This is a genomic window from Gordonia sp. UBA7860, from assembly GCF_002500165.1.
GTDB lineage: Bacteria > Actinomycetota > Actinomycetes > Mycobacteriales > Mycobacteriaceae > Gordonia > Gordonia sputi.
In genome coordinates this window covers 1-16050 of record NZ_DLSO01000075.1, presented here as the reverse complement: position 1 = coordinate 16050, position 16050 = coordinate 1, and the positions used below count along the sequence as shown (strand labels likewise).

The 16050-nt window shown below is 67.0% G+C and carries 10 protein-coding genes; 2 read left to right on the top strand and 8 right to left on the bottom strand.

Annotated features, from left to right (window positions below; all coding sequences use genetic code 11):
* From B3T59_RS09870 to aspS, 6 genes are all read right to left on the bottom strand, one after another.
* The coding region (locus tag B3T59_RS09870) for an AAA family ATPase (protein WP_287002136.1) at window positions 1-507 on the bottom strand (507 nt) is incomplete at its 3' end.
* 5 nt (window positions 508-512) lie between these two features.
* Window positions 513-1652: a hypothetical protein gene (locus B3T59_RS09865; RefSeq protein ID WP_005202643.1), complete on the bottom strand. Its 1140-nt coding sequence runs from the start codon at window positions 1650-1652 to the stop codon at window positions 513-515.
* Window positions 1653-1859: 207 nt separating this feature from the next.
* A complete protein-coding gene (locus tag B3T59_RS09860) occupies window positions 1860-2783 on the bottom strand; it encodes a transglutaminase family protein (protein ID WP_251721260.1) in 924 nt (307 codons plus the stop codon).
* Entirely contained in the window at window positions 2780-5521 is a 2742-nt protein-coding gene (locus B3T59_RS09855) for a circularly permuted type 2 ATP-grasp protein (RefSeq protein ID WP_287002135.1), read from the bottom strand. The genes B3T59_RS09860 and B3T59_RS09855 overlap by 4 nt, the downstream gene beginning before the upstream one ends.
* Window positions 5518-9000, bottom strand: coding sequence for a DUF2126 domain-containing protein (locus tag B3T59_RS09850; protein WP_287002134.1), 3483 nt, complete (start codon window positions 8998-9000; stop codon window positions 5518-5520). The genes B3T59_RS09855 and B3T59_RS09850 overlap by 4 nt, the downstream gene beginning before the upstream one ends.
* A 139-nt stretch (window positions 9001-9139) precedes the next feature.
* The gene (gene aspS, locus B3T59_RS09845) at window positions 9140-10972 is read right to left on the bottom strand and encodes an aspartate--tRNA ligase (protein ID WP_287002133.1); all 1833 of its coding nucleotides are present in this window, start codon (window positions 10970-10972) and stop codon (window positions 9140-9142) included.
* A gap of 184 nt (window positions 10973-11156) precedes the next feature.
* Between aspS and ypfJ the strand changes: the two genes are divergently transcribed.
* Both ypfJ and B3T59_RS09835 read left to right on the top strand, forming a co-directional pair.
* On the top strand, window positions 11157-12035 hold the full coding sequence (ypfJ, locus tag B3T59_RS09840) for a KPN_02809 family neutral zinc metallopeptidase (protein ID WP_064863373.1): 879 nt from the start codon (window positions 11157-11159) through the stop codon (window positions 12033-12035).
* On the top strand, window positions 12025-13680 hold the full coding sequence (locus tag B3T59_RS09835; RefSeq protein ID WP_287002132.1) for a DUF885 domain-containing protein: 1656 nt from the start codon (window positions 12025-12027) through the stop codon (window positions 13678-13680). Before ypfJ ends, B3T59_RS09835 begins: the two co-directional genes overlap by 11 nt.
* A 24-nt stretch (window positions 13681-13704) precedes the next feature.
* Here the strand turns inward: B3T59_RS09835 and B3T59_RS09830 are convergent, their stop codons facing one another.
* The gene (locus tag B3T59_RS09830; RefSeq protein WP_287002131.1) at window positions 13705-14847 is read right to left on the bottom strand and encodes a HoxN/HupN/NixA family nickel/cobalt transporter; all 1143 of its coding nucleotides are present in this window, start codon (window positions 14845-14847) and stop codon (window positions 13705-13707) included.
* A gap of 171 nt (window positions 14848-15018) precedes the next feature.
* The coding region (hisS, locus tag B3T59_RS09825; protein WP_287002130.1) for a histidine--tRNA ligase at window positions 15019-16050 on the bottom strand (1032 nt) is incomplete at its 5' end.

The following is a 16050-nucleotide window of genomic DNA, read 5'->3' as shown; positions in this document are numbered from 1 at the left end:
TCTGGACAACAGTGGGGACACGACGGAGAACGACGGATTCTCGGTGGTCGCGGCGACGAGGAGGACGATCCGGTTCTCGACGGCGTCGAGCAACGCATCCTGCTGGGTCTTGGAGAACCTGTGGACCTCATCGATGAACAAGACGGTCTGCTCACCGGCCGCCAGTCGACGCCGCGCGACCTCGATGACCGCGCGCACCTCCTTCACGCCCGCGGACAGCGCCGAGAGCGCTTCGAATCGTCCGCCCGCCGCGCTCGAGATGAGCGAGGCCATCGTCGTCTTACCGGTGCCCGGTGGGCCGTAGAGCATCACCGACGCCGCGCCCGATCCGCTGATCAGACGACGCAGTGGTGACCCCTCGCCGAGGAGGTGTTGCTGGCCGACGATGTCGTCGAGAGTCTGCGGACGCATGCGCACCGCCAGCGGTGCGCTCGGTGACGGCGGCGATGTCAGCGATGTGGCGCCGCTCGTCGAACTCTGAGGCGGCGGGTCGAACAATCCCCCCACCGCGGTCAGTCCAGCCACGCACGCTGCAGCGCGAGGCCCACTTCGGTTGCGAACTCAGAGATCTCGGCGTTGCTCGTCGCCGCGGCGGCGAGATCGGACCAGCGCGCCACGAGGACACGGGGATCGTTGGTGTGCAGCGCCCAGTCGTGGGCATAGTGCGTCATCGGAACGGTGTCGGTCGACGAATCGGGCAGCATCCACACCGTCGACAACCACACCCACAGCAGCCGCGCCGTGAGCAACTGCCGTGCCATGTAGCGATCGCGCTCGAGTGCGGGCCAGATCGGCACCACTTCTGAGCGCCAGGCGTCGACCATCGACACCTCGAGGTCGAGGCGGTGAGCGACGCCTGCCGGCCCGAGTTGCGGGGCAAAGGTGACCAATCCGTAGGCGATGTCGAGTGTGGCGTCGCGGAATCCGCCCCACTCGTAATCCATGAACTGCACGCCGTCGTCGTTGAGAAGGATGTTCTCGGGGCCGACGTCGGAGGGGCTGAATGCGCGGTGGTCGCCCTCGTCGAAGAGTGCGCACGCCGACGTCAGTGCCTCGGCGACGGCGTCGGGAAGCGTCAGCCCGAGGTCGGCGACGCGTGCCGATGCAGCGGACACGGCACGGATGGCTTCGTCGCGGAGGATGTCCCTGCCCGCGGTGCCTGCAGCACCGTGGCGCACGAGGGCGTCGAAGTCGCCTTCTCCGCCGACCGTTGCCGCATGCATCCGACCGAGCGCCTGACCCCACGCGCTCACCGCACGGCTCATCTCGACCACGTCGGCGTCGGCGAGCAGCACTGTCAACGGATGCCCGCGGCCGAGGTCGGAGAGCACCATCAACCGGTTGTCGGGATCGGAGGCAATCAGTTGCGGACCGGGCCGCGACTCCGTCGGCAGCGCCGTCGCGTATTTGTACGACGCGATCTCGCGGTGAAAGGCCTGCGGGTCCTCGTGACTCGGGAGCGCCTTGATGACCAGGGTGCGGTCCATCGACAGAGGGTTCTGCGCCACGCGTACCCGTACGACCGTGGTTCGGCCGCTTCCTCCGAGATCCTCGGGATCGGCGAGAACCACCGGCGACCCCGCTCGGCGGGACAACATTGTTTCTGCGGCACGCACCACGCTGGTGACGCGGCTTTCTGTGATGACCGTCATGGCACCAACCAACCTACTCGTCGGCGCCGACACGCGTCACCGGATTATGCGACTGAACACGGGAGCACCCTGCACGGCACGGCCTCGACCTGCAGTTTTCGTTCACCTGATCCTTTTGCGTCGCAAAAGACAACAATTCGGTTCGCCGACGGCTTTTCGACCGACACTGTCCCGAATCAGGTCGGGTTCGAATGCGGCCCGCAGCGCTCACGTCCTCGCCTCCGACTTGTCTGACAAGGGACTGACGTCGACGGAGACCTCGATCTCGCTCTTGGACGCATCGGTGTAGATCACGCCACGCAGCGGCGGGACGTCGTCGTAATCACGACCCCACGCCACGGTGACGTGACGTTCGTCGACGAGCTTGTTGTTCGTCGGATCGAAGGCCAGCCACCGATCACCGGGCAGCCAAACCGCGGCCCACGCATGGCTGGCATCGGCGCCGAAGATGCGCTCGGTACCCGGCGGCGGGTCGGTCGCGAGGTAGCCGGACTCGTAGCGCGCCGCGAGTCCCACCGACCGCAGACAGGCGATGGCCACGCGGGCGAAGTCCTGACACACGCCCATCCGACGTTCGAGCACCGTGTCGACGCGCGTGCTGATCGCCGTCGATCCGGAACGGTAGGTGAAGTCGGAGAAGATGCGCGCCGTCAGGTCGATGATCGCGTCGACGAGCGGACGGCCGGGGGTGAACACCGCCGCGGCGTAGTCGCGCACGGCAGGCGTGATCTCCGGTGGGTCGAGGTCGAGTACGAACTCGTCGACCAGAACCGCCCCGGCGGCAGCCGGGCGGGCGTCCTCCCAGGGCGCGCGAGCGGCGACGCTGTGTACGAGTCCCTGGTCGATGGGGTCGACCTCGACGATCGACGTCGTGGTCACCTCCAGTACGCGGTGAGCGGTACGGACGTGGAAGTAGGCGTCGATGTTGCCGTAGACGTCGACGCCGACGGACCGGTCAGCGGGCTCGGGCGAGATCACCGTCTCGGTGTCGTGGACACGCTGATACGGCAGGTCGCGCGGCGTCAGATAGCACCTGCCATACGACGACGACACCTCGTCGTCGTAGGTGTAGCAGGTGCGGTGGAAGACTCGGTACTTGCGCGTTGCCGGCGCATCGGCGGGTGTCGTCACAGCTGACCTCCCCAGATCGGTTGCGCGGTGCGCGGCGGAGCGAACCGCGTCCGGTTCAGCAGGTCGGACAGCGCGCGTGCACGGTCGCGCAGTGTGCTCGTCAATTCGACGAGCTCAGCGCGCTGACCGTTTCCGTCGACGCTGCTGAGATCGGCCGGGCCGCAGCGACGCAGTTCGGCCGTCATCTCCTCGACCGCTCGCTCGGCGGCGGCAGAGCGCAGCGCCTCGGGCAGCGATGCCAGGTCGTCGTGCATCTTGGTTAGTTGGTAGATCATCGCGCGCGGGTTGGTCTCGTCGAACATCAACAGCTCGGCGACGGCCTCTGCACGGTAGAGACCGCGGTTGCGTCTGCGGTAGATGACCGACGACTCGGTGGCGCTGAGGTACGACTCCAGGAGTGCCTGTTCCATATCGAGCGGATGCTCGTACTCGAACAGCGTCCGGGTGAGGTCGGCGAGCGTGATCACCCGCTCGATACGCCTGCCGAGATCCATGAGCAGCCAGGCGGCGTCGTGGACCATCGATTCGGCTTGCAGACCGGACAGTGCGAGAGCGCCGTGCAGGATGTGCTCGTGCGTGCGGGCGAGATCGGGTCCGAGGTCGAGTGCTGCGTCGCCGAACACCCCGGTGCCCGCACCGACGTCATCGCGGGCGCGTTCGATCTGGCGCGTCATCGACTCGAGCGCGCGCTCCATCGGGGTCAACACCATCCACGTACTCGTCGACATCTGGTCGCGGACGGCCCTGGCTGTGGCGACGAGGCGTTCGGTCGAGTGTGCGATGGTGCCCTGGGTGTGGCGATTGACGGTCAGTTCGGCGATCTTCACGATCGCGGTATTGACCTGCTCTATCGACGAGAGTGACGAATCGTCGTCGAGCAACGTCTCCCCCGTGCCGAGCAGGCCGGTGGTCCCGGTCACCTCGGCGACCGCATGCAAGAACAGCGGCACCGCAGCGGTTCCCGACATCCACGGCCGGTACTGGAAGTCCTGGTAGCGCTCGCGGGCGACCTTCGCCAGCCGTGTGACCGACTCGGTGCGCTCGCCGTACCGGCCGAACCAGAACATGTCGGCGAGTACACGCGGACTCGCGGCGGCCGCGATGTCGGAATAGCCGGTCGACGCCGGGCGCGTGATGATGGCGACCTCGTCGTCGGGTTCGCCTCGCAACTCCGTACGCCGCGAAACATGTCCTCCAACATCGGGATTGGTCACCCAGATGTCCTTGGCGGCAACAGATGCCAGTGACGCGCCGACGACGCCGTCGGCGAGGACCGACCCGAGACCGCCCGGCATCACCGCGTAGGTGGGTCCCTGCGCGACCGAGAACGCGCGCACGGAGACGGGTGCGGCACGCAGCGTGCCGCGTCCCTGCGCGGGCAACGCCGCGTCGGTCAGGCTCGGCGCCACCGAGTATGCCTCGACCTCGCGGCCCACCCACTGCCAGGCGTCGGAGTCGATCCGCGAACGCAATACCTCCCTGGTCGCGGAATTCGTTGCGGGACCGACGAATTCCTCGCCGGTACGGAAGTTCGTGAGGACGAGTGAGTCGAGCGACGACAGGATCTTCGATTTCGCCGACTCCTCGCCTGCCCAATACGTCGGCACCGATCCGAGAGCGAGTTCCTCGTCGATGAGCATCGGCGCGACCTTGGCCAGGACGGTGTTCAACGCCGGATTCTCCAGCACGCCACTGCCGAGCGTGTTGACGACGGTGATGTTTCCACGGGAGATGGCCTCGACGAGTCCCGCGACGCCCAGACGGGAGTTGGTGCGCAGGTCGAGCGGGTCGCAGTAGGAGGCATCGACGCGGCGCAGCAGCACATCGACACGTTTGTACTTGCCGAGCGACCGCATGTAGACCGCGCCGTCACGCACCGTCAGATCGGCGCCCTCGACCAGCGGGAAACCCAGCACGGACGCCAGATGCGCCTGGTCGAAGAAGGTCTCTGACATGCTGCCGGGGCTGAACACCGCAATGGTCGGGTCGTCGACCCCCGGCGGGGCGTAGTCGGTCAGCGCCAGTCGCAGCGTGCCGGCGAACGTCGCCATCGGGCGTGGTGCACAGCGCTGGAACAGTTGCGGGAACGTACGGGAGATCAGTCGGCGGTCGGCGATGGCGAACCCGACGCCCGACGGCGCCTGCGTCCGATCGGCGTAGACGGCGAAGGTGCCGTCGGACAGGCGTCCGAGGTCGAGTGCGTGCAGGAACAGCGCGTGCGGCCCCGCAACCTCGAGCCGGGCGGCTTTGCGCACGTAGCCGGGATGCCCGAAGACCATCTCCGGAGGTATCAGCCCTGCGTTGATGGTCTTCTGGTCGCGGTAAATGTCGCGCAGGATGAGATCGAGCAGCATCGACCGCTGGGTGATCGCCTTCTCCAGCTCGGCCCACTCGACACCGTCGACGATCAGCGGGACAGCGTCGAGCAGCCAGGGTCGCGGAATGGTCGAGGTGCCGTCGACCTGGTTGTAGACGACGCCCTCATCTGATACCGCCGAGGCAAGCCGCGCCGCCGACGCCCGCAGTCGGTCGTCGCCACGCAGCGCGTAGCCCGCGACGAGTTCGTCCCATGCGGGACGGATCGCGCCCGCGGAATCGAGCACTTCGTCGTAATGGTTGCGTGCGGCAGCCGGTGCGGAACCGCCCGAATTGAGCTGTCCGAGATCGAACAGCGTGTAACCGTCGGATCGGTACCTGTCGAACACCGCGGGCACACCGCCGCCCGCTGAAACAGTCACCGAAGAACTGTACGTGCCCGACGCAGATCGAGGATCGCCGGGACCCCACTGTCGGTGGCCATGCGGGCGACCCGCTCCCGGAGCAGTCCGACGTCGACGGAGCCACTGGTGTGCCCGGCCGCCTCGAACCGACCGTTCCTGCGCGACTCCGCCTCGACGGCATTGACCGGTGGGCGGTCGTAGGCCCGTCCGCCCGGATGCACGATGTGGTAGGTCGCGCCGCCGACGGATCGGCCCGCGAGGGTGTCGACGAGGTCGAAGGTCAACGGGGTGTCGATGCTGATGGTCGGGTGCAGCGCGCTAGGCGGCTGCCATGCCCGGAACCGGATGCCCGCCACGCGCTCACCCGGCCTGCCGGTGCCCGTCAGCGGGATCGGATATCCGTTGCAGGTCAACACGAACCGGTCGTCTTCGGCACCCTGCACACGCACCTGCACCCGCTCGATCGACGAGTCGACGTAGCGCGCGGTTCCGGTACCCGTCGACTCCTCGCCGAGCGTGTTCCACGGTTCGATTGCCCCGCGCAGTTCGACCTCGTACTCGCGGATCGCGACGGTCCCCAGGCGCGGGAACCGGAACTCCGTGAACGGGTCGAGCCAGGCGGTGTCGAACGGATAACCCGCCTCGCGCAGTTCCTCGGCGACCTGCGCGATGTCGGCGATGACGTACTGCGGCAGCAGGTACTTGCCGTGCAGGTCGGCGCCGTGGTGGATGAGCCTGCTGCGGTAGGGCTTCTCCCAGAACCACGAGACCAGGGAGCGGACGAGGAGCGACTGCACCATCGCCATCCGCTGATGCGGCGGCATCTCGAAACCGCGGAGTTCGAGCAGCCCGAGCCTGCCGCGCGCGGAATCGGGGCTGTAGAGCTTGTCGATGCAGAACTCGGCCCGGTGGGTATTGCCGGTGATGTCGGTGAGCAGGTGCCGCAGCGCCCGGTCGGTGACCCACGGATTCGGTGGTGCCCCGTCGCCGTTCTCGCCGGCACCGCGCGCCGGTTCGCCCTTCACCGCGAGCCTGTCGATCTCGGCGAACGCGATCTCCATCTCGTAGAGCGCGGAATCGCGGCCCTCGTCGGCGCGGGGCGCCTGCGACGTCGTTCCGATGAACTTGCCGCTGAACAGGTACGACAGCGACGGATGGCGCTGCCAGTAGGTCAACATCGACACCAGCAGATCCGGTCGACGCAACAGTGGTGAATCCGCGGGCGTCGATCCGCCGAGGGTGATGTGGTTGCCGCCGCCGGTTCCTCCGTGGCTGCCGTCGAGATCGAACGTCTCCGTACCCAGCCTGGCGCGGCGTGCGTGCTCGTAGAGCGAGTCGAGCAACTCTGTCTGCTCGGCGAAACTGCTCGTCGGCTGAACGTTGACCTCGATGACGCCGGGGTCCGGTGTGACGGTCAACGTGGTGAGGCGGGCGTCCGCGGGTGGGCCGTAGCCCTCGATGACCACCGGGGTGTCGATTTCCGCGGCCGCGTTCTCGATCATCTCGACGATCGCGAGATACTCCTCGAGCTCTGCGGTCGGCGGTAGGAACACGTACAGGGTGTCGCCACGCTTCTCCGCGACCAGTGCGGTGCGCGGCACGAAGGCGGTTGGGTCGACGTCGGTAACGGTGCGGCCCAACGAATCTGCGACGTCGTCGGGCAACGGATCGGCGCGGACCGACGGGTCGGCTTCGTACAGGACCGGCGCGGGTCCCCACGACAGCGAGTTCAGCGGGAGACGCAGTCCCGCGGGAGACGTGCCCGGCGTCAGCACCAGACGACCACGTCGCGTCGTCCATCGCGCGCTCTGCCACGCCGTCTGGTCCTCGGAGCGGCTCAGGGGCAGGACGAACGCCGTCGGATCGGTGATCGATGCGTCGAGGGAGGCGAGCAGTTCGCGCCGTGCCTGCGTCGAATCGTCGGCAGGCTCGATGTCGGCATCGGCGTCGGCGACTTCGGCGGCAGCAGCCGCCCATGCCGCGGCGCGCGCGGCGGGCAGCGTCGGGTCGGATCCCGGATCACCGGGCGGGAGCGCCGACAATTCGCGCATCCGCACCAGCGGGTCCTCGAAGGCGGGCATCACCTGTGAGGTGGGCAGACCCAACGCGGATGCGAACGCGGACAACAACTTTTCGGCAGCGGGATCGCCACCAGAGCCCGGTTTCGGTCCCGACGCCTCGAGTGCCATCGCCCCGGCGGCCTGTGCGCGCGTCTGCCACGGGTCGGCCAAGAGGTCTCGCCGACGCCAGATCGGCTGGCCGTCGGCTCGCCACATGATGGCGATCTGCCAGCGTGGCAGCGGCTCTCCCGGGTACCACTTGCCCTGACTGCGCTGCACGAGGCCGGCCGGTGCGTAGTCGTCGGCGAGGCGCGCGGCGAGCTTCGACGCCAACTCACGCTTGTGCGGACCGTCGGCGTCGGTCGTCCATTCCGGATCACTCTGGTTGTCCAGGGAGACGAACGTCGGCTCACCACCCATCGTGAGTCGGACGTCGTTGTCTGCCATCTTCTTGTCGACCGCGGCACCGAGTTCGACGACCCGCTCCCACTGCGACTCGGTGTAGGGCAGGGTGACCCGCGGATCCTCGTGGAAGCGGGTAACCGTGTTGGAGAAGTCGAGGGTCGCGTGGCACGGACCGGTTGCGCCGGTGATCGGCGCAGCACCGCCGGGGGTCGGCGTCGCGGCGAGCGGGATATGGCCCTCCCCGGCGAACAGACCCGACGTCGGGTCCATGCCCACCCACCCAGCGCCAGGCAGGTAGACCTCTGTCCATGCGTGTAGATCGGTGAAATCGGCGCTGGGTCCCGACGGACCGTCGAGCGACTTGATGTCCGACGTGAGTTGCACCAGGTAGCCGGAGACGAAGCGTGCCGCCAATCCCAGCTCGCGCAGGAGTGCCACCAGGAGCCATGCTGAGTCGCGGCACGAACCGATGGCGCTGGCGAGCGTGTACTCCGGCGTCTGCACGCCCTGTTCGAGTCGGACGGTGTACCCGACGGCGTCGCGGACGGCCTGATTGAGCGCGACGAGGAAGTCGATGATGCGTGTCGGCGATGTCGGCTTGTGCTCGGCCGCGAACTCGGCGATGGCGGGATGCACCGGCGCCCCGGCGAACTCCCCCTCGGTGACCCCGACCGGTCGGAGATAAATCTCGAGGTCTTCGCGCAGTTCGTCGGGGTAGTCGAAGCCGTAGTCCTCGGCCCAGTCCTCGATGAAGAAGTCGAAGGGATTAATCGCCGTGAGGTCGGCGACAAGACTGACCGTGATCGATAGAGTCGTCGAGGGTTCCGGAAACACAAGGCGCGCTTGGTAATTGCTGAACGCGTCCTGCTGCCAGTTCAAGAAGTGTCCCGCGGGCTCCACCGCCAGCGAATACGCCTCGATCGGAGTACGTGAGTGCGGTGCAGGACGCAGCCGCACCACGTGCGGATAGATCTTGACAGGCCGATCGAACGCGTACGCAGTGCGGTGTTCGAGCGCCACCTTGATTGTCACCGGTCATCCTCCCGGAGGTCGTCGAGCAGATACGTCCCCATGGGTAGAAATCTCAGCACAGATAGCGCCCGTGCGCCCGACGTGCGGTCCCCCTCGCACCCGTGTGCGACATGTGTCACGCGGGACCATCGCCGACTGTTCAGCTCGCCGGTTTCGCTGGCCCCTGGTCGGACTCGCCGCCCTTGGGCTTCGGCTTGGCGTCGATGCCCGACTCCTTGCGCTGCGCGGCGGTGATCGGTGCGGGAGCGTCGGTGAGCGGATCGACGCCACCGCCCGACTTCGGGAAGGCGATGACCTCACGGATCGAACTCTCACCCGCGAGCAGTGCGGTGATGCGATCCCATCCGAATGCGATCCCGCCGTGCGGCGGCGCGCCGTAGGCGAAGGCGTCGAGCAGGAAGCCGAACTTCTCTTGCGCCTCGTCGTGGTCGATACCCATGATCGCGAACACGCGTTCCTGGATGTCGCGACGGTGGATACGGATCGACCCGCCGCCGATCTCGTTGCCGTTGCAGACGATGTCGTAGGCATAGGCGAGTGCGTTGCCCGGATCGGATTCGAGGCCGTCGAGCGACTCCGGCTTGGGTGAGGTGAACGCATGGTGCACCGCGGTCCACGCGCCCGAGCCGACGGCGACATCGCCCGACGCCGTCGCGTCGTCTGCCGGCTCGAACAGCGGAGCGTCGACGATCCAGGTGAACGCCCAGGCGGCGGTCGAGGGGTCGATGGGCTCGCCCGGTGCCGGGATCAGTCCGAGGCGGACGGCGATCTCGCTGCGTGCGGCACCGAGCAGTGCGCGCTGCGCCTTCGCCGGTCCCGCCGCGAAGAAGACACAGTCGCCGGGCTTGGCGCCGACATGTGCGGCAAGACCATCACGCTCGGCGTCGGAGAGGTTCTTGGCGACCGGCCCACCGAGGGTGCCGTCGTCGCCGACGAGCACATACGCCAGACCCTTCGCGCCACGCTGCTTGGCCCACTCCTGCCAGGCGTCGAGGGTACGACGCGGCTGCGACGCCCCGCCCTCCATGACCACCGCGCCGACGTAGGGCGCCTGGAACACGCGGAACGGCGTGTTGGCGAAGTACTCCGTGCACTCGACGAGCTCGATCCCAAAACGCAGATCCGGCTTGTCCGAACCAAACCGACGCATCGCGTCGGCGTAGGTCATCCGCGGGATCGGTGTGGAGACCTCGACGCCGATGAGCCGCCACAGCGCCACGAGGATCTCCTCGGCGAGCGCGATGACGTCGTCCTCGTCGACGAAGCTCATCTCGATGTCGAGCTGAGTGAACTCAGGCTGGCGGTCGGCGCGGAAGTCTTCGTCCCGGTAGGCGCGAGCGATCTGGTAGTAGCGCTCCATACCGGCCACCATGAGGAGCTGTTTGAACAGCTGCGGACTCTGCGGCAGGGCGTAGAACGTTCCCGGCTGCAGACGCGCGGGCACGAGGAAGTCGCGTGCACCCTCTGGCGTCGAGCGGGTCAGCGTCGGCGTCTCGATCTCGACGAAGTCGTGAGCGGCGAGCACACCGCGAGCGGCAGCATTCGCCTTCGAGCGCAGGCGGATTGCCGCAGCGGGCCCGTCGCGACGCAGATCGATGTAGCGGTACCGCAGTCGCGCTTCCTCGCCGGGGCTCTCGTCGAGCTGGAACGGCAGCGGTGCCGACTCGTTGAGCACCTCGAGCTCGGTGGCGTTGATCTCGATCTCACCCGACGGGAGGTTCGGGTTCTCGCTGCCGGCGGGTCGTTCCTCGACGACGCCGGTGACCTTCACGACGTACTCCGCGCGCAGCCGATGTGCCTTCTCGGCCACCGCCTCTTCGCGGAAGACGACCTGCACCAGCCCGGAGCTGTCACGCAGATCGATGAACACGACGCCGCCGTGATCGCGTCGACGCGCAACCCACCCGGCGACTGTGACGGTCTGCGACGCGTCGGCGCGGCGCAGCGAACCGGCGAAATGCGTGCGGAGCACTGGAGTCCTTCCTGATGGACGTATGAGCGAGGAAATCTCGCGCTCAATCCTACGGAGGGCGCGCCCGACGTCGCCGAGTGGTATCCCGCCCGCGTCGAACCCGCCGATCTCACACCACCGCGAGACGCGACCATTGGGCGTGGTTCACCCGTATCCGGACGTCCTCGCCGGTAGCCTGACCTGCATGACGTTCCAAGGCAGCGGGGGGCTGGACAACAGCAACGTGTCCGGTGGCGGGGGTGGCGGTGGTTTCGGCGGTGGCGGAGGCGGCCGTATCGCGCTCGGCGGCGGTGCCGGACTGATCGTCACGCTGGTCGCACTGTTCCTCGGCATCAATCCCGGCCAGATCCTCGGATCGTCGTCGACGACCGGAGGTTCGACGAGCAACTCGGCGAGCCAGATCGACGAGCACCTCGCCCAGTGCACCATCGAAAAGGCCAACACCGACGACATCTGCCGCATCAAGGCCACCACCATCAGCATCAACCGGGTGTGGTCGGACCTGATGAAGGGCTACACGCCACCGAAGACCGTCATCTTCAGCAACTCGGTCGACACCGGCTGCGGCGCCGCCACCTCGGCGACCGGCCCGTTCTACTGTCCCGTAGACAAGACCGCCTACTTCGACCCGTCGTTCTTCGCAGAGCTCAAGCAGATGGGTGGCAGCGACGGCCCGCTGGCGCAGGAGTACGTCGTCGCGCACGAGTACGGCCACCACGTGCAGAACCTGACGGGCGCGCTGCAGAAGGGTCAGCAGCTCGGCTCCAAAGGACCCAAGTCCGGTTCGGTCCGCGTCGAATTGCAGGCTGACTGCTACGCAGGCGTATGGGCGTATCACGCCGACAAAGGCACCGACGCGATGCTCGAACCGCTCACCAACGATCAGATCAACTCGGTCATCCAGACCGCCAAGGCGATCGGCGACGACACGATCCAGGGCGCGAACTCGAATCCCGAGGGCTGGACGCACGGCTCGGCCGATCAGCGGGTCCGCTGGTTCTCGACCGGATACAAGAACGGCGACCCACGCCAGTGCGACACGTTCTCCACCAATGACCTCTGAGCACACCGGGCGCACACCAACCCCCGTCGACGCGATCGCCGACGACCATCTGGCTCGTAGCGCCGACCTCGACCCGATCCTTGCCACCGAGTACGGCCTCGCGGGCCACGACCGTCTACTGACCGACTTCTCCCCCGACGCCGTCGAAGAACGGGCAGCCCTGGTGCGCGCGACGCTGGCACGACTCGACGCCGCGTCACCCGCCGACCACGTCGACAGGGTCACCATCGCCACGATGCGAGCGGGGTTGAATCGCGAACTCGCACTCGCCGACGCCGGTGAACTGACCGGTGAGTGCAATGCGATCGCCTCACCGCTGCAGGCGATTCGCGACATCTTCGACCTCATGCCCACCGACACCGCCGATCAGTGCGCCGACATGGTGGCGCGGATCAACGCGATCCCGGCGGCGATCGACAGCGTCATCGTCGGACTCGCGCACCGACGCGACGTCGGACCCGCGCTCGCACGACGACAGGTCGAACTGGTTGCGGCACAAGCCGATGGGGCGCGCGCGGCGATCGCGCAGAACACCGCGTCGATCGCCTCCGACGACACACTCTCCGTCGACCTGGCCGCCGCGCTCGACAGCGCCGGTGCCGCGTTCGACGGCCTGGCCGCACTGTTGCGGTCTACGGTCCTCGACTCCGCCGACCCCGACGACGCCATCGGTCGCGACCGGTACCTCCTCCGGTTGCCGTACTACCTCGGCACCGATGTCGATCCCGACGAGGCCTACGACTGGGCGCTGGATCGCCTCGACGCCATCACCGCCGAGCAGCAGGCGATCGCCGCAGACCTGGTGCCCGGGGCGGGCGTCGCCGAGGCACTCGAATTCCTCGACGCCGCACCGCAGTACCAGCTCCACGATCGCGCGTCGTTCCTCGCGTGGATGCAGCAGACGTCCGACACAGCGGTCGACGGCCTCGCCGGCACACACTTCGACATTCCCGACCGTCTCACCCGACTCGAGTGTCGGCTGGCACCGTCGTCGACCGGCATCATCTACTACACGCAGCCCAGCGCCGACCTCTCCCGGCCAGGCAGGATGTGGTGGGCGGTACCGCCGGAACAGACCGTCTTCCACACCTGGCAGGAGAAGACGACCGTCTACCACGAGGGCGTGCCGGGCCATCATCTGCAACTCGGTGCCGCGATCGTCGATCCCGACCTCAATACCTGGCGCAAACTCGCGTCCTTCACCTCGGGACACGGTGAGGGCTGGGCGCTCTACGCCGAGCGGTTGATGAGCGAGCTCGGCTGGCTAGACGACCCCGGCGACCGGATGGGCATGCTCGACTCGCAGCGCCTTCGCGCGGCGCGGGTCGTCGTCGACATCGGTGTCCACTGCCGCAAGGCGGCACCCGCATCTGTCGGTGGTGGCACCTGGGACGCCGAGAAGGCATGGCAGTTCCTCACCGAGTCGGTCGCGATGGATCGGGCGGTGTTGCGCTTCGAGCTCGACCGCTACCTCGGGTGGGCAGGCCAGGCACCGAGTTATGCGCTGGGACAACGTGTCTGGGAGCAGTGCCGGACGCAAGCGCTGACCCGACACCCCGAGTGGACGCTCAGGGACTTCCACACCAACGCCCTCGCGCTCGGCGGGGTCAGCCTTGACGTCCTGCGCGAGGAGATGACCCGTTAACCAGTCGTGTCGGACGCGCCGGGGTCACTTCGGCAGGTCTGCCACTTCCTGCGGCGCAAGCGTTGCACCCCAACGCTTCTCGATGTCGGCGAAGCGCCACACCACCAGCGACACGATCCACGTGGCGACGAACAATCCGACGATCACGAAACCGAGCACGTTGAGGTCGATGCCGGAGACGTCGTCCCAGAACCTGCCCGTCCACCCGAACTCGTCGGCGAGCAGCCCGAGCACTTCGATGGTGCCGATGACGAGTGCGACCGCGATGGACAATCCCGTGATGATGAGGTTGTAGTACACCTTTCTCACCGGATTGGCGAGCGCCCACCCGTATGCGAAATTCATGAACGACCCATCGATGCTGTCGAACAGACTCATACCGGCGGCGAAGATGACCGGCAGACACAGGATCGCGTACCAGGGCAGACCTGCCGCAGCACTCGATCCGGCAAGGATCAGGAGCGCAACCTCGGTCGCGGTGTCGAATCCGAGTCCGAAGAGCACGCCGATCGGATACATCTGCCACGGCTTGCTGACGACCTTCATCACGCGACCAAGGATGCGATTCATGAAGCCCCTGTTGTTGAGGTGCTCTTCGAGCTGCGCCTCGTCGTACACGCCTCGCCGCATGTCACGGAAGACACGGAGGATGCCGAGCAAGATCACGATGTTGATCGCGGCGATCAGATACAGGAATCCGCCCGACACGCTCGTTCCGATCAGGCCCGTCACCTGATGCAGCGTCGATGAGTCGTCCTCGACAGAGCCTGCGAGCGCCTTGATCCCGAACGCCAGCAGCACGGAGAGGCCGAAGACGACGCTCGAATGCCCGAGTGAGAACCAGAATCCTACGGACAGCGGCCGCTGACCCTCCCCCATCAACTTGCGCGTCGTGTTGTCGATCGCCGAGATGTGGTCAGCGTCGAAGGCGTGCCGCATCCCGAGCGTGTACGCCGTGAGTCCGATGCCGATCCCGAGCGTCTTCTGACCGACGGTGAAATGCTCTGGCGCCACCAGGAACACCAGCGTCCCCCAACCGATCACGTGCAGGGCGGCGACAGCCGCGACCATTCCGCCGATACTCGCCCACTCCCCGCGTGAGAGGCGGGACGACAGCGATGACAGACGTCGCGAGGAACGCGCGACCCCGGTGACAGACGAACTCATGACACGACGATAGGCCGATCACCGCTCATCTGAACATCTGCTCAGATCAAAACTCGTCGATCGGACCCTCGCGCCTATCCGATCGGATAGTGCAGTGCCGCAACGGATTTCATGCCCGATACGGGGCCATTGCCGGATTGATGCAGTTCGCGCGGATCCCGGGAACCGTTCTCAGGCCAGCAGTTCACTGACCTCTGCGACGACGCCCTCCAGCGACATCTTGTGCTGTTCACCGTTGGTCAGGTTCTTGACCTCGATGGTCCCCTCGGCGAGTTCACGGTCGCCGAGTACCAGCGCCAGCTTCGCGCCGGACCGATCGGCGGCCTTCATAGCGCCTTTGAGTCCGCGGTCGCCGTAGGCGAGGTCGACGCTGACGCCCGCAGCACGCAGTTGCCCTGCGACACTGACCAATTCAGCTTTGGCGTCGGTACCAAGGGGCACCCCGAACACCTGACACCGCGCGGCGTCGACATGGGCGATGCCCTCGGCCTCGAGAGCCAGCATCGTACGGTCGACGCCGAGGCCGTAGCCGATACCCGAGAGATCCTGCTTGCTGCCGAGTTGACGCATCAGGCCGTCGTAGCGACCACCGCCACCGATACCCGACTGCGCACCGAGTCCGTCGTGGACGAATTCGAACGTCGTCTTGGTGTAGTAGTCCAGGCCGCGGACCAGGCGGGGATTGATCACATACGGGACGCCGAGCTGGCGCAGATGCGACAGCACGCTCTCGAAGTGGCCGCGCGCGTCGTCGGACAGGTAGTCGAGCATGAGCGGTGCGTCGGCGGTGGCCTCGCGGATGTCGGGCCGCTTGTCGTCGAGCACGCGTAACGGATTGATCTGTGCGCGTTGACGTGTCGCCTCGTCGAGGTCGAGTCCGCTCAGGAACTCCTGCAGCGCGTCGCGGTATGCCGGGCGGCAGGAGTCGTCGCCGAGTGAGGTGATCTCCAGGCGGAATCCCGACAGTCCGAGCCGTCGATAACCCTCGTCGGCGATCGCGATGACCTCGGCGTCGAGCGCGGGGTCGTCGACGCCGATCGCCTCCACCCCGACCTGCTGCAGTTGGCGGTAGCGGCCGGCCTGTGGGCGTTCGTAGCGGAAGAACGGACCCGCGTAGCAGAGCTTGACGGGGAGCTGTCCACGGTCGAGACCGTGTTCGATGACCGCGCGAACAACTCCGGCGGTGCCTTCGGGACGCAGCGT